The 18,133-nt window shown below is 44.9% G+C and carries 15 protein-coding genes; 14 read left to right on the forward strand and 1 reads right to left on the reverse strand.

Annotated features, from left to right (window positions below):
• Positions 1-4: 4 nt before the first annotated feature.
• The 14 genes from rseP (at position 5) to VTH8203_RS20675 (ending at position 16,493) form a co-directional block, all read left to right on the forward strand.
• Positions 5-1,363: a sigma E protease regulator RseP gene (gene rseP / locus VTH8203_RS20610; RefSeq protein ID WP_096995337.1), complete on the forward strand. Its 1,359-nt coding sequence runs from the start codon at positions 5-7 to the stop codon at positions 1,361-1,363.
• A 47-nt stretch (positions 1,364-1,410) separates the two neighbouring features.
• Positions 1,411-3,849: an outer membrane protein assembly factor BamA gene (gene bamA, locus VTH8203_RS20615; protein WP_096995338.1), complete on the forward strand. Its 2,439-nt coding sequence runs from the start codon at positions 1,411-1,413 to the stop codon at positions 3,847-3,849.
• Between the two features lie 50 nt (positions 3,850-3,899).
• On the forward strand, positions 3,900-4,409 hold the full coding sequence (locus tag VTH8203_RS20620; RefSeq protein ID WP_096995339.1) for an OmpH family outer membrane protein: 510 nt from the start codon (positions 3,900-3,902) through the stop codon (positions 4,407-4,409).
• Positions 4,410-4,429: 20 nt separating this feature from the next.
• Complete coding sequence (gene lpxD / locus VTH8203_RS20625; protein WP_096995340.1) at positions 4,430-5,461, forward strand: UDP-3-O-(3-hydroxymyristoyl)glucosamine N-acyltransferase; 1,032 nt, start codon at positions 4,430-4,432, stop codon at positions 5,459-5,461.
• A 116-nt stretch (positions 5,462-5,577) separates the two neighbouring features.
• The gene (gene fabZ / locus VTH8203_RS20630) at positions 5,578-6,072 is read left to right on the forward strand and encodes a 3-hydroxyacyl-ACP dehydratase FabZ (RefSeq protein ID WP_370739265.1); all 495 of its coding nucleotides are present in this window, start codon (positions 5,578-5,580) and stop codon (positions 6,070-6,072) included.
• A gap of 1 nt (position 6,073) precedes the next feature.
• Complete coding sequence (gene lpxA / locus VTH8203_RS20635) at positions 6,074-6,862, forward strand: acyl-ACP--UDP-N-acetylglucosamine O-acyltransferase (protein WP_096995342.1); 789 nt, start codon at positions 6,074-6,076, stop codon at positions 6,860-6,862.
• 97 nt (positions 6,863-6,959) lie between these two features.
• Positions 6,960-8,102, forward strand: a complete 1,143-nt coding sequence (gene lpxB / locus VTH8203_RS20640) for a lipid-A-disaccharide synthase (protein ID WP_096995343.1) — start codon at positions 6,960-6,962, stop codon at positions 8,100-8,102.
• Positions 8,099-8,725: a ribonuclease HII gene (gene rnhB / locus VTH8203_RS20645; RefSeq protein ID WP_096995344.1), complete on the forward strand. Its 627-nt coding sequence runs from the start codon at positions 8,099-8,101 to the stop codon at positions 8,723-8,725. The genes lpxB and rnhB overlap by 4 nt, the downstream gene beginning before the upstream one ends.
• Positions 8,726-8,813: 88 nt before the next feature.
• A complete protein-coding gene (dnaE, locus tag VTH8203_RS20650; RefSeq protein ID WP_096995345.1) occupies positions 8,814-12,293 on the forward strand; it encodes a DNA polymerase III subunit alpha in 3,480 nt (1,159 codons plus the stop codon).
• Between the two features lie 49 nt (positions 12,294-12,342).
• A complete protein-coding gene (accA, locus tag VTH8203_RS20655; protein ID WP_096995346.1) occupies positions 12,343-13,302 on the forward strand; it encodes an acetyl-CoA carboxylase carboxyl transferase subunit alpha in 960 nt (319 codons plus the stop codon).
• A gap of 69 nt (positions 13,303-13,371) precedes the next feature.
• Positions 13,372-14,685, forward strand: a complete 1,314-nt coding sequence (gene tilS / locus VTH8203_RS20660) for a tRNA lysidine(34) synthetase TilS (RefSeq protein WP_096995347.1) — start codon at positions 13,372-13,374, stop codon at positions 14,683-14,685.
• A gap of 112 nt (positions 14,686-14,797) precedes the next feature.
• Positions 14,798-15,109 (forward strand): c-type cytochrome, encoded by a 312-nt coding sequence (locus VTH8203_RS20665; protein WP_096995348.1) that lies wholly within the window; start codon positions 14,798-14,800, stop codon positions 15,107-15,109.
• Between the two features lie 118 nt (positions 15,110-15,227).
• Positions 15,228-15,566 (forward strand): nitrogen regulatory protein P-II, encoded by a 339-nt coding sequence (gene glnB, locus VTH8203_RS20670; RefSeq protein ID WP_031495634.1) that lies wholly within the window; start codon positions 15,228-15,230, stop codon positions 15,564-15,566.
• A 66-nt stretch (positions 15,567-15,632) separates the two neighbouring features.
• Positions 15,633-16,493: an endonuclease/exonuclease/phosphatase family protein gene (locus VTH8203_RS20675; RefSeq protein WP_096995349.1), complete on the forward strand. Its 861-nt coding sequence runs from the start codon at positions 15,633-15,635 to the stop codon at positions 16,491-16,493.
• Positions 16,494-16,545: 52 nt separating this feature from the next.
• Here VTH8203_RS20675 and VTH8203_RS20680 read toward each other — a convergent pair whose 3' ends face one another.
• Positions 16,546-18,105, reverse strand: coding sequence for a LysM peptidoglycan-binding domain-containing protein (locus tag VTH8203_RS20680; RefSeq protein ID WP_096995350.1), 1,560 nt, complete (start codon positions 18,103-18,105; stop codon positions 16,546-16,548).
• Between the last annotated feature and the right edge of the window lie 28 nt (positions 18,106-18,133).

Here is an 18,133-nt window from a genome sequence, read left to right on the forward strand (position 1 = left end):
TACTATGACCGACATCCTATGGAACTTCGCGTCTTTTATTGTAGCACTAGGCATTCTAGTTGCCGTCCATGAGTTTGGCCACTTTTGGGTTGCACGCAAGTGTGGTGTGTATGTCGAAAAGTTCTCAATCGGTTTCGGTAAATCTATCTGGTCTAAAATCGGTAAAGATGGAACGGAATATAGCATTTCTGTCATTCCCTTAGGGGGATATGTCAAGATGCTTGATAGCCGTGTTGACGAAGTCTCTGAATCAGATCACAAGTACGCTTTCGATAAAAAGCCTCTTTGGAAAAGAACCGCTATCGTAGGAGCAGGCCCTGCGTTCAACTTCTTTTTTGCCGTCTTTGCGTATTGGCTAGTGTTCCTTATTGGTGTTCCAGCTGTAAAGCCAATTATTGGAGAAGTTACGCCTCACTCAATTGCGGCAGAAGCAGGATTAACGTCCGGAATGGAGATTAAGTCCATCGACGGAACGCCGACTTTGGATTGGGAATCGGTTAACTTGGGGTTGGTGTCGCATATAGGCGATAACCAAATGACCGTCACAGTTTCATCTGATAGCCAAATAGGAACGGACAAAAAGTTAACAATTGATTTGACGGGTTGGAACTTTAACCCAGAAACAGAGTCTGCTATGGGGACGCTCGGTTTTAAACCGTATACCCCACAAATCAAAACGACGTTAACTAATGTCAGTGAAGATGGTGCTGGTGCTGAAGCAGGTTTAAAAGTCGGTGATACCATCATAGCAGCCGACAATGAAGACATTTCTGAATGGCAGCAAGTGGTCGATTTGATACAAGCAAATCCAAACAGCCCAGTGATGTTGGCGGTATTGCGAGACGACAAACCGCTCACGATGACATTGACTCCAAGTTCACGCGAACTGAGAGATGGCAGAGTGATTGGGTTTGCAGGTATCGCTCCTGAGATTGGTGAATGGCCAGCGAGTTATCGCTTCGATCTTCAATACGGACCTGTTGAAGCAGTAGGTAAAGCGATAGCAAAAACAGGACAAATTATTGATCTAACGGCCTCGATGCTGAAAAAGCTGATCGTCGGTGACGTTGGCCTGAACAACCTAAGCGGTCCGATTTCGATTGCAAAAGGGGCAGGTACAACTGCGGATTATGGGCTGGTTTATTTCTTAGGATTTTTAGCACTAATCAGTGTTAACTTGGGTATTATCAATTTGGTGCCCTTACCAATGCTTGATGGAGGACATTTGTTGTTCTTTGCTATCGAAGCAGTAATTAGAAGACCAGTACCAGAAAAAGTACAAGAAATGGGGTATCGAGTGGGAGGAGCAATTATCTTCTCATTGATGCTGATTGCAATTTTTAATGATTTTACACGCCTTTGATATCAGAATTTAGGCAGCGGTATTAGCAAGGATTAATTAGAGCAGGTATGGCGATTAAGCATATTCTATTCGCATCTCTACTAGCGACCAGTGTGTCGGCGAATGGAGCTGAGGATTTTGTTGTACAGGACATTCGAATTGAAGGTTTACAAAGAGTCGCGCTTGGTGCTGCTCTTTTGAAAATGCCTGTACGTATTGGTGACTCGGTTGACAGTAAAGATATCTCAGAGATCATTAACGCCCTCTATCAATCGGGTAACTTTGAAGATATTAAGGTTCTTCGAGATAAAGATGCACTGGTGATACGTGTTAAAGAACGTCCAACCATTGCTAGCATCTCTTTCTCTGGTAACAGTGCAATCAAGGAAGAGCAACTACAGCAAAATCTTGATGCATCAGGAATTGTTGTTGGTGAAGCGTTAGATCGTACGACGTTGAGCAACATCGAAAAGGGCCTAGAAGACTTCTACTACAGTGTTGGTAAGTATAATGCGAAGGTGCAAGCGGTTGTGACTCCGTTACCTCGTAATCGTGCTGACTTGAAGTTTGTGTTTTCTGAGGGTGTCTCTGCCAAGATCAAACAGATCAATTTCATTGGTAACAAGGTCTTTACCGATCAAGAACTTTTATCGCGCTTTAATCTTAATGTAGATGTGGCGTGGTGGAACTTTCTTGCTGACGATAAATATCAAAAACAAGTGCTTGCAGGTGATATTGAAGCACTTAAATCCTTCTATCTTGATCGTGGTTACTTAAAATTTAAAGTCGATACGACGCAGGTGTCGATTTCTCCTGATAAGAAAGGCGTATACATCACTTTAGGTATTGATGAAGGCGAACCTTATCAAGTAAAAGACGTTAAGTTCCGTGGTCAATTGATCGGCAAAGAGGCTGAATTTGAGAGTATGGTGCCATTTAAAGATGGTGACACATACAACGGATCCAGCGTTACTGCGCTGGAAGAGAATATCAAACGTGTCCTTGGTGAAGCAGGTTATGCTTATCCTCAAGTACGTACTATTCCAGAATTTGACGACGAGAATAACCAAGTTTCTTTGGTGATCAATGTCGAGGCTGGCAACCGTATCTACGTGCGTGATATTCGATTTACCGGCAACAACTCGACAAAAGATGAAGTTCTCCGCCGTGAAATGCGCCAGATGGAATCAAGCTGGCTAAACTCCAAGTCCATTGAAACGGGTAAAAACCGCTTAAACCGATTAGGTTTTTTTGAAACGGTTGATGTTCAAACGGTACGTGTACCAGGAACGGACGATCAAGTTGATTTGGTCTATGACGTAAAAGAGGCAAACTCAGGCAGCATCAACTTTGGTGTTGGTTATGGTACCGAATCGGGTATCAGTTTCCAAGTTGGCCTTCAGCAAGACAACTTTGCCGGATCGGGTGATCGAGTCGGTATTAGTGCAATGACCAACAAGTACCAGAAAAATATTACCTTGGATTATCGCGACCCATACTGGAACTTAGATGGTGTGAGTTTGGGTGGACAGGTATTCTATAACGAGTTTGAAGCATCTAAAGCCGGTATTATTGACTATACCGACCAAAGTTATGGTGGAACGCTGACTTGGGGTTTCCCTGTTGATGAACTGAACTATCTTGAGTTTGGTGGTGGTTACACACACAGTCGACTTGGTAACATCAAAGAATACGTTCAGATCGAGAAGTTTTTGCAGGCTCAAGAGAAGAACCTTGATGCCGAAGGGAACTTGATTACTGACGATTTCCATCTGACCGCGTCATGGACACGCAACAATCTAAACCGTGGACGTTTCCCAACAGCAGGTAACCATCAAAAACTCTATGGTAAAGTGACCGTTCCTGGATCGGATGTTCAATACTTCAAGGCGCAATATGACGTCAGACAGTATTTTCCGATTACCGATAGTCACAGTTTTACGTTAATGTTAAAAGGGCGCTTGGGTTACGGTAATGGTTATGGTCAAACCAACGGTAATGATAACTTACTGCCGTTCTATGAAAACTTCTACGTAGGTGGTTTCTCGACGTTACGTGGTTTCCGTCAAAACTCAGTTGGTCCTAAAGCCGTTTACAACGATCCAAATGGTGGTGGCTGTGGTAGCGTAGGTGGTAATAACCCATGTTATTCGGCGACAGAACAGTCTGTTGGTGGTAACGCCGTTGCTTTGGCAAGTGTCGAATTGATCGTACCTACGCCATTTGCTTCGGATGAATTCCGTAACCAAATTCGTACTAGCGTGTTCTTCGATGCAGCAAGCTTGTGGGACACGGAGTTTACGTATATTTCACCAGACCCTAACATGCCTGGACAACAGTATTATTACGATTACTCGGATCCGTCGAATTACCGAGCGTCGGTAGGTGTGGCAGTACAGTGGATGTCCCCGATGGGGCCTCTCGTATTCTCACTCGCAACGCCAGTTAAGAAATTTGAAGGCGATAAAACAGAAGCCTTTACCTTCACAATTGGTAATACTTTCTAACTATATATTTTGTAACGAAAATAGTTTCTATACGAACAGAGGAATCGACCTTGAAAAAATTAATGAAAGCGGCTGGACTTGGCCTAGTTATCCTTACGTCTTCACTGTTTGCAAACGCAGCTGAAGCGGCTCAGAAAATTGGCTATGTGAATACGCTTCAAGTTTTCCAAGCACTTCCACAGCGTGAAGCAACGCTGCAAAAATTACAGAAAGAGTTCAAAGACAAAGCGGCCGAACTGCAAGCTATTCAAGCAGATGCTGCTAAGAAAATGGAAAAACTTCAACGCGATGGCGAGCTACTAGGCAAAGATGAAATCGAGAAGCTACGTATCGAAATTGGTCAGCTAGACAGTAAGTACAAGATCAAAGGCCAAGCACTAGAGAAAGAAAGCCAAAGTCGTGAAGCAGAAGAAAAACAAAAACTGTTCAAGACAATTCAAGAAGCTGTTGAAAAAGTAGCGAAGAAAGAAGGCTACGACATGATCATCGATATTCAAGCGGTGGGTTATGCAAAAGAAGAGTTCAATATCTCTAAACAAGTTATCGACTCCCTAAAATAAAGTATTGCAGTAGGATAGACATGACAGCATTGACGTTAGCGCAATTAGCCGAGATCACTGGTGGTGAAATCCATGGTGATGAGACGACGCTAATCAGCGCGGTAGCACCTATGAATAGCGCGAGTGACGGACAGATTACCTTCCTCACTAATGCGAAATACGCGAAGCATCTTGGTGAATGTAAAGCATCGGCCATCATGGTGAAAACCAGTGAGTTAGCGCATTGTAAAACCAATGCGCTCGTGGTGGCGGATCCTTATGTTGCCTACGCTAAGGTTGCTCAAGCATTAGACACAACGCCTTCTCCAGCGTCGACAGGAATCGCGCCTAGCGCGGTTGTGTCGTCAGACGCTAAATTGGGTCAGAATGTGTCCATTGGTGCCAATGCTGTTATTGAATCCGGCGCAGAGCTTGGCGACAACGTCGTCGTTGGTGCTGGCTGCTTTATCGGTCAAGGCGCTGAGTTAGGTCGCAATACTAAGCTTTGGGCGAATGTATCGATTTATCATGGTGTGATCCTAGGTGATGATTGTTTAGTGCAATCAAGTACCGTAATCGGTTCTGATGGTTTTGGTTATGCCAATGAAAAAGGCGAATGGATCAAAATTCCTCAAGTTGGAACCGTTCGAATCGGTAATCGTGTAGAAATTGGTGCTTGTACCACTATTGATCGCGGTGCTCTAGACGATACCATTATTGAAGATAATGTAATTATCGATAACCAAATGCAAATTGCCCATAACGTGCACATCGGATATGGCACAGCGATGGCCGGTGGTACTATTGTCGCTGGAAGTACCAAAATCGGTAAATACTGCCAAATCGGTGGTGCAAGTGTGCTTAATGGGCATATTGAAATCGCTGACGGTGTTATTGTTACTGGTATGGGAATGGTTATGCGTAGCTTACCTGAGAAAGGTATCTATTCATCGGGCATTCCGCTTCAAACCAACAAAGAGTGGCGTAAAACCGCAACTCGGGTTCATCGCATCGACGAGATGAATAAGCGCCTCAAGGCGGTTGAAAAACTGCTCGAGCAAACAGAAGACTAGTTTCTGTGGCTTAACAACGAAGGCTCGCTTAAGGCGAGTCTTTTTATGTGTGCCAGATAACGTGCGGTCGAGCATTGGCTCCCTCACGCTGACACTGAGTGGCATTTGGGTATATAATGCCTCTAGTTATACAAAGAATTGATAATAGGATTTTTACTTTGAGTACTGATACAAAAACAATGACAATCACTGAGATCCAGGAACTGCTCCCTCATCGCTATCCGTTTCTGTTGATCGATCGCGTTACCGATTATCAAGAAGAAAAGTATCTAACCGCTATTAAAAACGTGTCTGTAAATGAACCACAATTTACCGGACATTTCCCACAACTACCTGTTTTTCCGGGCGTGTTGATTTTAGAAGCGATGGCTCAAGCAACAGGCCTACTGGCATTTAAATCGTTCGGTGCCCCTAAAGGGAATGAGCTGTATTACTTTGCTAGCGTTGATAAAGCCAAGTTCCGTAAGCCAGTGGTTCCTGGCGACCAAATGATTATCGAAGTAGAGTTTATCAAGGAACGTCGTGGCATTGCTGCCTTCAACGGTGTCGCAAAAGTTGATGGTGAGATTGTTTGTTCTGCTGAGCTAAAGTGTGCTCGTCGAGAGTTTTAATATGATTCATGAAACCGCTAAGATTCACCCTAGTGCTGTTATTGAAGGTAACGTTACTATCGGTGCTAATACAACAGTAGGTCCTTTTACCTATATCTCGGGTGACATCACAATTGGTGACAACAACGAGATCATGTCGCATGTTGTTATTAAAGGACATACGACAATAGGTAACGACAACCGAGTATTCCCACAGGCTATCATTGGTGAAGAAAACCAAGATAAAAAATACGGTGGTGAGGATACGCGAGTTGTGGTGGGTGACCGAAACGTCATCCGCGAAAGTGTGCAAATTCATCGCGGAACGGTTCAAGACAAGACCCAGACCGTTGTTGGCAACGATAATCTTCTCTGCGTTAATGCTCATATCGCCCATGATGTGATTGTAGGCAATCATACTCATATTGGTAACAATGCAATTTTGGGTGGTCACGTGACGGTTGGCGATTACGCTGGAGTAATGGCATTGTCAGCGATACATCCATTCTGTACGGTTGGTGCTTACGCATATGTTGGTGGTTGTTCGGCTGTGGTACAAGATGTCCCTCCTTACGTTCTAGCACAAGGTAACCACGCCACTCCGTTTGGTCTTAACTTAGTTGGTCTTAAACGTAACGGTTTCGAAAAGGCTGAATTGCGTGCTCTACAAAAAGCATACAAAGAGATTTATCGTTCAGGTAAGACTCTGGCTGAAGTGAAGCCGGTGCTTGCAGAAATGGCGCAAGAGTGGACTTCAGTACAACGCTTAGTGGATATTTTGGAAAACACTGAGCGTGGCATTATCCGCTAACGTAGGCTTTGTTAGTACAAGAAAGATCGCTAATTAGTTAGCGGTCTTTTTCTGTTTTATGGTATTCGAGAAATTTGGGCGAAAATAAGGACTGGTAATGGAACGACCATTGCGAATTGGTATCGTTGCTGGCGAACTCTCTGGAGACACTCTGGGTGAGGGCTTCATCAAAGCAATAAAACAACAATATCCAGATGCTGAGTTTGTTGGTATCAGTGGCCCTAAGATGATTGCTCAAGGCTGCGATTCTCTGTTTGATATGGAAGAGCTGGCGGTGATGGGGCTGGTGGAAGTTCTAGGACGCTTGAGACGCTTATTGCATGTCAAAGCTGAGCTGGTGACCTACTTTACGGAAAACCCAGTCGACGTATTTGTCGGCATTGATGCGCCTGATTTTAATTTGCGTCTCGAACTAGACCTTAAAAAAGCAGGAACCAAAACGGTTCATTATGTGAGTCCCTCTGTCTGGGCTTGGAGACAAAAACGAATCCATAAAATTGCAGAGGCGACGGACCTTGTACTGGCTTTCTTACCATTTGAAAAAGCTTTCTATGACAAGTTCCAAGTTCCTTGCGAGTTTGTTGGTCATACCTTAGCGGATACTATCCCTCTTGAATCCGATGCGAAGCACGCGCGCGAACTATTAGGATTAGCGGCGGATAAAAAATGGCTGGCAGTATTACCTGGTAGTCGTAGCAATGAGCTAAAGATGTTGTCACAACCGTTTATTGAGGCTTGCGTGAAATTGCATCAAGACGACCCAGACCTTGGATTTGTCGTGGCTGCAGTCAACGAAAAACGCAAGCAGCAGTTCATTGAAGCGTGGCAGAGTATCGCACCTCAGCTAGATTTTCATATTGTCCTAGATACCGCCCGCAATGTTATCACTGCGGCTGATGCCGTGTTACTGGCCTCTGGTACGGTCGCTCTAGAGTGCATGCTACTAAAAAGACCCATGGTCGTTGGTTATAAAATGAATGCGATAACGGCATTTCTAGCGAAGTGGTTGGTAAAAACCAAATACGTCTCCTTACCGAATATTCTCGCTGATGATGAGATAGTAAAAGAATTCCTGTTGGAAGCTTGTACGCCAGAAAACTTGTACAATGAGCTGACAACGCTTCTTAGTAGCGACCAGAGTGCAGTGATTGCCAAGTTCACAGAAATGCATCACTGGATTCGCAAAGACGCCGATAAACAAGCGGCAAATGCGGTGTTAAATCTAATTGGAAAGTTATGACAACTAAGAACAAAAATGCTGAGCTACCCCCCTTCGATTATCCGCAGGGCTACTCATTCGTTGCTGGTGTTGATGAGGTAGGCAGAGGGCCTTTAGTGGGTGATGTCGTCACTGCCGCGGTTATTTTGGATCCAAACAAGCCGATTGAAGGGTTGAATGATTCAAAGAAACTGTCTGAGAAAAAGCGGCTGGCACTGTATCCGGAGATCAAGGAAAAAGCACTAGCTTGGGCTGTCGGGCGTTGCTCACCAGCAGAAATCGATGAGTTGAACATCCTACAAGCGACGATGGTAGCAATGCAGCGAGCCGTCTCAGGGCTGCAAGTGCAACCTGATATGGTGCTTATTGACGGCAACCGAACACCAAAGTTACCTATGAATGCTCAAGCGGTTGTTAAGGGTGATTTACGCGTTGCAGAAATTAGTGCGGCATCAATTATCGCAAAAGTTGTTCGTGACCAAGAAATGGAAGAGCTTGACCAACAACATCCGCAATTTGGTTTTGCAAAGCACAAAGGTTATCCAACCAAAGCGCACTTTGAAGCTATTGAGCAACATGGTGTCATTGCGGAGCACCGTAAAAGTTTTAAACCAGTCAAACGCGCATTAGGTATTGAAGACTAATTCGCGTTACCTGTTTCAAAGGTCGTAGTATTACGACTCGTTACAATATGATTCGCCAAATAATCGTCGTGGCAATTTAGGATTTATTATGTCAGACCCCAAGTTTATACACCTTCGAGTTCACAGTGACTTCTCCATGGTCGATGGTCTATCGAAGGTGCCAGCACTAGTAAAAAAAGTGGCAGAAATGGGTATGCCAGCAATGGCACTGACCGATTTCACCAACCTTTGTGGGTTAGTGAAATTTTATGGTAATGCACACGCTGAAGGAGTTAAGCCACTGATTGGTTCTGATTTTTCCCTTCAGTCTGACGAATTTGGCAGTGAGTTAACACGTATTACGGTATTGGCTGCAGATAGTACGGGTTATAACAATCTTACGTTGCTGATCTCAAAAGCTTACCTTAGAGGCCACATTCAGCATCAGCCAGTCATAGACAAAGCTTGGTTAGCAGAGTTATCCGAAGGCCTGATTGTACTGTCTGGAGCCAAAGAAGGAGAGGTCGGTAAAGCGCTTCTAAAAGGTAATGTTACTCTAGCTAAGCAGTGTGCCCAGTTCTATCAAACGCATTTTCCAAACCGCTACTATTTAGAGTTGATCCGCACGGGGCGTGCAGACGAAGAAAGCTACTTACACCTTGCTGTCGAGTTAGCAGAAGAACTTGATCTGCCAGTTGTCGCGACTAACGAGGTCGTGTTCGTCGATAAAGAGCTCTTTGATGCGCATGAAATTCGCGTTGCGATTCATGATGGCTACACGCTGGATGATCCCAAACGTCCTAAAAACTACAGTGCTCAGCAGTACCTTCGTAGTGAAGAAGAGATGTGTGAGCTATTTGCGGATATCCCAGAAGCACTGCAGAACTCTGTAGAAATTGCTAAGCGTTGTAATGTGACGGTTCGTCTTGGTGAATATTTCTTACCTGCGTTTCCTACTGAAGGTATGAAAGAGACAGATTTCTTGGTAATGAAATCAAGAGAAGGTCTTGAAGAGCGCTTGGAGTTTTTGTTCCCGGATGAAGCGGTGCGATCAGAACGTCGCCCAGAATATGACGACCGATTGCAGGTTGAACTTGATGTGATCAACCAAATGGGCTTTCCCGGCTACTTCTTGATCGTTATGGAATTTATCCAGTGGTCAAAAGACAATGAGATTCCCGTAGGACCCGGGCGAGGTTCGGGTGCGGGTTCGTTGGTGGCTTATGCGCTTAAAATCACCGACCTTGATCCATTGGAATACGACCTGCTTTTCGAACGATTCTTGAACCCAGAACGTGTCTCCATGCCCGATTTCGATGTCGATTTCTGTATGGATAAACGTGATCAAGTTATTGACCACGTCGCAGAGATGTATGGACGGGATGCCGTATCGCAGATCATTACTTTTGGTACTATGGCGGCAAAGGCGGTAATTCGAGATGTAGGTCGCGTATTAGGTCACCCGTTTGGTTTCGTCGATCGCATATCAAAACTGATTCCTGCCGACCCAGGAATGACATTAGAGAAAGCGTTTAAAGCCGAGCCCGCTCTGCCTCAACTTTATGATGGCGATGAAGAAGTTCGTGATCTTATTGATATGTGTCGCATACTGGAAGGTTGTACGCGAAATGCGGGTAAGCACGCTGGTGGGGTTGTAATTTCACCGACTACGATTACTGATTTCGCGCCGATTTATGCCGATTCTGAAGGGTACTTCCCAGTTACTCAATTTGATAAGAATGACGTTGAGACCGCTGGCTTGGTTAAGTTCGACTTCTTAGGGCTGAGAACACTAACCATCATCGACTGGGCACTAGGACTGATTAACCCTCGACTCGAAAAAGAGGGCAAAGATCCGGTACGAATTGAATCGATACCATTGGATGATGCGGCATCATTCCAACTGCTGCAAAACTCAGAAACCACGGCGGTATTCCAGTTGGAATCTCGTGGCATGAAAGAACTCATCAAGCGTCTTCAGCCAGACTGTTTTGAAGATATCATCGCATTGGTGGCGCTGTTCCGTCCAGGGCCATTGCAGTCGGGCATGGTAGATAACTTTATCGACCGTAAACATGGGCGAGAGGCGGTTTCTTATCCTGACGAAACTTGGCAACATGAGTCTCTAAAAGAAACACTAGAGCCGACTTACGGCATTATCTTGTACCAAGAACAAGTAATGCAAATTGCACAGATCTTAGCGGGTTACACGCTAGGTGGTGCAGATATGTTGCGCCGTGCAATGGGTAAGAAAAAGCCGGAAGAAATGGCGAAGCAGCGTGCTGTTTTTGAAGAAGGCGCGATAAACAACGGTGTTGATGGCGAACTGGCCATGAAGATCTTCGACTTAGTAGAAAAGTTCGCAGGTTATGGCTTTAATAAATCGCACTCAGCGGCCTACGCTCTGGTCTCTTATCAAACACTTTGGCTGAAAACGCACTATCCGGCTGAATTTATGGCAGCGGTAATGACGGCTGATATGGACAATACCGAGAAAGTTGTCGGTCTGGTTGATGAATGCTTCCGTATGAAGCTCAAAGTATTACCACCGGATATTAATGCTGGCCTTTTCCGTTTCAATGTGAACGAAGAAGGGGCGATCGTTTATGGTATTGGCGCAATTAAAGGTGTTGGTGAAGGCCCTATTGATGTCATTATCGAAGCGCGTAATAAAGGTGGGCATTTCCGAGATTTGTTCGACTTCTGTGCTCGCATCGACATTAAGAAAGTGAACAAGCGCGTGATTGAAAAGCTCATTATGTCAGGAGCGCTTGACCGACTTGGTCCGCATCGTGCCGCGATGATGGCATCACTGAACGATGCGGTGAAAGCGGCGAGCCAACACCATCAGGCCGAAGCCTTTGGTCAGGCAGACATGTTTGGTGTGCTGACTGATGCTCCAGAGGATGTGGAACACAAATATACTCAAGTACCACCTTGGCCGGAAAAAGTGTGGTTAGAAGGTGAGCGAGAAACTTTGGGGCTTTATTTGACGGGGCACCCAATAAACGCCTATCTTAAGGAACTTACCAAATACACCAGTTGTCGACTAAAAGATGCGACCCCAACAAGGCGCGATCAATCTTTGACAGTGGCAGGTTTGGTGATTGCTGCTCGAGTGATGACAACTAAGCGCGGAACACGTATCGGACTGATGACTTTGGATGACCGCAGCGGTCGTATGGAAGTGATGTTGTTCTCAGATGCGTTAGATAAATATGCTGAATTGTTAGAAAAAGATAAAATAGTGGTTGTTTCTGGACAGGTCAGCTTTGATGACTTCAATGGTGGCCTTAAAATGTCAGGCCGCGAAGTTTTAGATTTAGGTAGCGCTCGTGAAAAATTTACGCGGGGCGTATCCATTTCGTTGCTAGAGCAACAAATAGATGAGCGCTTTTACCAGCGCTTCACAGAAATATTAACCCCCCACAAAGCTGGGACGGTACCTGTTAATATTTACTATCAGCGTGCCGATGCACGCGCAAAACTTACGCTAGGAACAGAATGGCGTGTAACGCCCAATGATGCGTTACTAGAAGAATTACAGCAGTTACTTGGTAAAGACCAGGTTGAACTCGAATTTAACTAATTGAGTCCCAGAGCAAAAGATTTGGGGCTGAATCGAAAAGGATTCACAGATGAGCTTGAACTTTCTTGAATTTGAAAAGCCAATTGCCGAACTAGAAGCAAAGATTGAAGCATTGCGTGACGTTTCTCGTCATGGTGGTGATAGTGCAATTGACTTAGATAAAGAAATTGAACAACTAGAGAAAAAGAGCTTAGAGCTTAAGAAAAAAATCTTTAGTGACCTGGGTGCGTGGCAAGTGGCACAACTTGCACGTCATCCACAGCGTCCATACACGTTAGATTATGTAGAACATGTATTTACCGAGTTTGATGAACTGGCTGGCGATCGCGCGTTTGCAGACGATAAAGCGATTGTCGGCGGTATGGCTCGTCTAGATGGCCGTCCGGTTATGATCATTGGTCATCAAAAAGGTCGCGAAACTAAAGAGAAAGTGAAACGTAACTTTGGTATGCCGAAGCCTGAGGGTTATCGCAAAGCACTACGCCTGATGAGAATGGCAGAACGTTTTAACATGCCAATCATTACATTTATCGATACGGCGGGTGCTTATCCAGGTGTTGGTGCGGAAGAGCGCGGTCAATCAGAAGCGATAGCCATGAACCTAAAAGTCATGGCTGGCCTAAAAGTACCAGTCATCTGTAATGTTGTCGGTGAAGGCGGCTCTGGTGGTGCTCTAGCGATTGGTGTGGGTGATTACGTAAACATGTTGCAATATTCAACCTATTCGGTGATCTCTCCGGAAGGTTGTGCATCGATTTTATGGCGTGATTCCGATAAAGCTCCACAAGCTGCGGAAGCGATGGGGCTGGTTGCTCCTCGTCTAAAAGAGCTTGAGTTAATTGATGAAATCATCGAGGAGCCACTGGGTGGTGCACATCGTGATCGTGCGCAAATGGCTGCCAACATGAAAGCAACACTATTACGCCAACTGCAAGAGCTGGACCAGCTTGAGAATGAAGACTTGCTTGAACGTCGTTATCAACGTTTGATGAGTTATGGCTACTGCTAAGTAGAAACTCTTTATATAATAAGGCGAGCGAGAAGCTCGCCTTTTTTTGATCTAACCTAGGAAAAAACCATGACTCTGTATCAACAATTTTCTCAAGTGCTTGATGAGCAACAAGTGATGCACGGCAAGCTCATTGTTGGATTTAGTGGAGGGATGGATTCACGAGTTCTACTACGATTAGCAGCCCGCTATTGCAAACAACACTCAATCGCCTGTTTAGCAGTACATGTACATCATGGGCTGAGTGCCAATGCCGATGAGTGGCAAATTCATTGTGAGCGCTGGGCGAAAGAGGAAGCTGTTGAGTTTGTGTGTGAACGCGTGATACTGGCGAAAGACTCGGGTGACAGCCTTGAGCAGTTAGCGCGTCAAGCTCGATATCAAGCATTGTGTCAACATATTGAGAACGGCGATCTACTGCTCACCGGTCAACACCTTGATGATCAAGCAGAGACGATGCTTTTGGCCTTAAAGCGTGGTAGTGGGCCCAAGGGGCTCTCTTCAATGGCCTCTTCAATGGCCTTTAGTTTAGGGACGTTAGTTCGTCCTCTTTTGAATGCTACGCGACGAGATATCGAGCGCTACGCTCAGCAGCAGCAATTGCAGTGGGTAGAGGACGAAAGTAATACAGACACTCGATTTGATCGTAATTTTCTACGCCAAAACGTGTTACCCGTTCTTAGCCAGCGGTGGCCTAGCTTTGCTCACGCGGCAAGTCGAAGCGCGAGGTTATGTGCAAAGCAAGAGCAGCTACTTAAAGAGCTATTGTTGCCAGAGCTTGAGGCTAGTCTGACGGAGTTTCAAGGGTTGAATATCACTACGATGTTATTGCACTCTGATTTAAAAAGGGAGCAACTGCTTAGATTGTGGTTAGACATCAATACCTCGTTGATGCCAACAGAAGTGCAACTGGGTAAAATCTGGCAGGAAGTCGCCTTGGCCCGGGCAGATGCTAACCCAGCTCTAAGCTTGGCTGGTGGTTCAATTAGACGGAGTAACGGTGAGTTACACTGGGTGGCGACTTGCGCTGATGTCAGCAGTTGGAAGCAAGAATGGCTAGGTAAGACGTCTTTAGAACTGCCAGATAATTTGGGGACGTTAACGCTTGTCGATTTGACCAACGGAGAGAAAATGACACTGGAACGTCAAACACTTACCGGGGAATTGCATGTGAGTTTTAACCCCGAAGGATTGAGCGCTCATCCTTATGGTAGAGCAGGTTCCCGTAAGCTAAAAAAGCTATTTCAAGAACACAATGTACCGAGTTGGCAGAGGCGTCGAATGCCTATTTTAATGTTAGATAACAAGGTCGTTGCTGTTGCTAACCTATTTGTAGATAAAGCATTTTATGGTTCAGATTGTGAACTGGTGTGGGACAAGTGACCACATTTTGTGTAAGAATCGTATACAATTATAACGCGCCAGAAATGGCACAGCGATATTAATAACATATGCTGTTATCTGGCTTATATGGAAATACACAGAAGGTAAAGCAATGAAAAATATGGTAATTAGTGCAGTACTAGCCGCTGGGCTTATGAGCGGTTCGGCATTGGCTGCTGACATTGAAGCTGGTAAAGCGAAAGCTGCGATTTGTGCAGCTTGTCATGGTGCTGATGGCATCGCAGTAATTCCAGGCTACCCAAATCTTAAGGGACAGAACGAACAGTATTTAGTGACATCCATTAAAGCCTACAAGAATAAAGAACGCTCAGGTGGTTTGGCTGCGGTCATGCAAGCCCAAGCCTCGATGCTAAGTGATGAAGATATTGCGAATGTGGCCGCGTACTACGCGAATATGAAGTAATAAAACTATTAATAGTTAACCGAGAACCCGAAGTTTGACTTCGGGTTTTTTGTTTTCGTTGATTGTTGGCTCAGCCTGCCAGATAATGGAGTCAATCAATGAGGTTTAAGGGAAGAACATGAAAAAGATTGAAGCGATTATCAAACCATTCAAACTTGACGACGTCCGTGAAGCGCTAGCAGAAGTGGGCATTACAGGTATGACCGTCTCTGAAGTGAAAGGTTTTGGTCGCCAGAAAGGTCATACAGAGCTTTACCGCGGAGCAGAATACATGGTCGACTTTTTACCAAAAGTAAAATTGGAAATTGTCGTATCAAGTGACGTGGCTGATCAATGTGTGGAGACCATCATTGAAACCGCCCAAACGGGTAAAATCGGTGACGGTAAAATTTTCATTACTGATATTGAACGTGTAGTACGTATTCGTACTGGCGAAGAAGATGAAGACGCTATCTAAGTCGAATCTCAAAGAATCATAAAGGAGTAGGTAATTGCTCCTTTTTCATTTTAGAGAAGAGGTATTATGAAACTAAAGTGGATGCTATTCGCAGGTGTTGCTATCGCGGGAATGACGATTGGCGGTTTTCAAGCGGTATTTACCGTAGGAGAGACACCAGAAATTACCAGTATTAAGGATAGCCAAATTGACACAGAGCTTAAATGCTACCGAAATGACCATCCACTTGCTTTAGATGAATCAGGACAATTGAACGTTTTAGTTTGGAATGTCTACAAGCAAAATCGTCATAACCTCTTACCAGAGCTTACTCGTCTTTCTCAAGACCGTCAGTTGGTATTACTCCAAGAAGCAAGCCTTGATGATACCTTTTTAGATTGGTTGCAACGTTCAGATTGGGGCAGTAATCAGGTGAGTGCCTTCAAGGCGTTCGATGTTTCATCGGGAGTCTTAAATTTAAGTCGTACTATGCCCTCTATCGCTTGTGCTAACCTCCAAACGGAACCTTGGTTGCGATTACCAAAATCAGGGTTGTATGCGGAATACGCGCTGAGTAACGGACAGACTTTAATTAGTGTTAATTTGCATTCGGTGAACTTTACGATTGGGACCGACGAGTACAAGCAGCAATTAGAGTCTTTCAAACAAGTGCTGGTAAATCATCAAGGGCCATTATTAATAGCCGGTGATTTTAATAGTTGGAATGAGTCGCGGATGTCGGCGTTAAAGCAAGCGCTGAACAAATATCATATTAAAGAAGTGGTATTCCAACGTGATAATCGTAAACGTTTTATTACTGGATTACCTTTGGATCATATCTTCTATCGAGGCATGGAACTTCAAGGACAACGCGTTCCTGAATCTGATGCTTCGGATCATAATCCCCTACTTGCTGAGTTTATCATTCCCCCTCAATCGTCAAATTGATCGGGAATCATGCAAACAAAAAGCGGCGGATTCGCCGCTTTTCTTATTAATGTTAAGCACTGGTTTTCGTGACATCAACGTAAAGTTTCAGTTTTTGACCTGGCTTAAGATACTTCTGTTTCTGAAGGTCGTTCCAGATAACAACGTCATTGGTACGCACTTTGAATTTCTGTGCAATACCGCTGATGGTATCGCCACTTCTGACAGAATAGAACACGGTACGTATAATCGCTCCATCACTCGCATTTTTCCAGATTACGAGTTCCTGCCCAACTCTTAGTGTGTCACGAGGCCCCATACCGTTCCATTTTGCCAACGATTGATGAGAGACTTTGTTTGCTCTCGCAATGGACCACAAACTGTCACCGCTGGCAACTTTGTGAGTGACTTTATAGTTACCACGAGACGTCGATTGTGTTTTTGCTAAGCGGTTGGCAGCAGTCAACGAATAAGTCGATTCATCTTTGGTTGAAGTAGGAACTAGTAGGTACTGGCCAGCACGAATATTGTTGCCTTTTAAGCCATTCGCATTGCGAATCACTTGCGTCGTTGTTTGGTGGTTTCGAGCAATCACACTTAATGAATCACCTGACTTCACCTTATAACGCACAAGGCGCATCCCTTTACCGCGATTCTGTTCTAATTCGAAGCGGAACTTATCTAAGCTCTCAATTGGTAACAGCAGCGTTTGAGGACCATCAGGTGCTGTTGCCCACTGGTTGTAAGCAGGGTTATAACTCTGCAGCTCCTTAATTGAAATGCCGGCATATTTAGCGGCAATGGCAAGGTCGAGCTGTTCATTAGGGTCGACTAATTCCAACACAGGCTTATTGGCAATAGGTGGAATATCGACCCCGTACTTTTCTTTGTTAGCCAGTACATCAGCAAGCGCTAGTAGCTTTGGCACATAGCTGCTGGTTTCTTTGGGCAAGTCGAGAGAGAAAAAGTCAGTAGGCTTACCTAAGTTACGATTTTTTCGAATCGCACTGTTTACTCGACCACCGCCACTGTTATAGGCCGCGATAGCGTGATTCCAGTTCCCATCGAAGCGCTTGTTCAATTGTGTTAGGTAATCCAAAGCAGCTTGAGTTGACGCGGTCACGTCACGACGGCCGTCATACCAGTAGGTTTGGTCTAGACCGAACGCTTTTCCTGTCGCTGGGACAAATTGCCATAATCCAGCAGCGCTACCGTGTGAATAGGCAAACGCATCAAAGGAGCTCTCTACGATTGGCAGTAACGCAAGCTCTAATGGGAGGTTACGGGCTTCTATTTCTTCAGTAATCAGATACAGGAAAGGTTGAGCACGTTGAGATACAGTTCTTAAGTGGCTAGGGTGCTTGATATACCACTCACGGTAATAGTCCACTTTAGTATTGTCCGGAATCTCCATTTTAAGTTGCATAGCAATACGCTGCCACACATCGTCTTGCTCTTGTGGTGTCAAGGCTTTTGCCGGGGCTGGAGTGTCAACGGAAACGGGCTTTGTTGTAGTGGTTGCTGTTTCTGCAGGAGAGTTAGTGGGCTCTGTTGTGGTGTTGCTTGAATCTGGCTGTGTCATCTGACAACCGGCCAGCAACAGGGCTAAGGCCCAACTGTATTTCTTATGCATTTGATTTGCTACAACCTCTAATTTGAAC

The sequence above is a fragment of the Vibrio thalassae genome (genome assembly GCF_900089835.1).
Taxonomy (GTDB): Bacteria; Pseudomonadota; Gammaproteobacteria; order Enterobacterales; family Vibrionaceae; genus Vibrio; species Vibrio thalassae.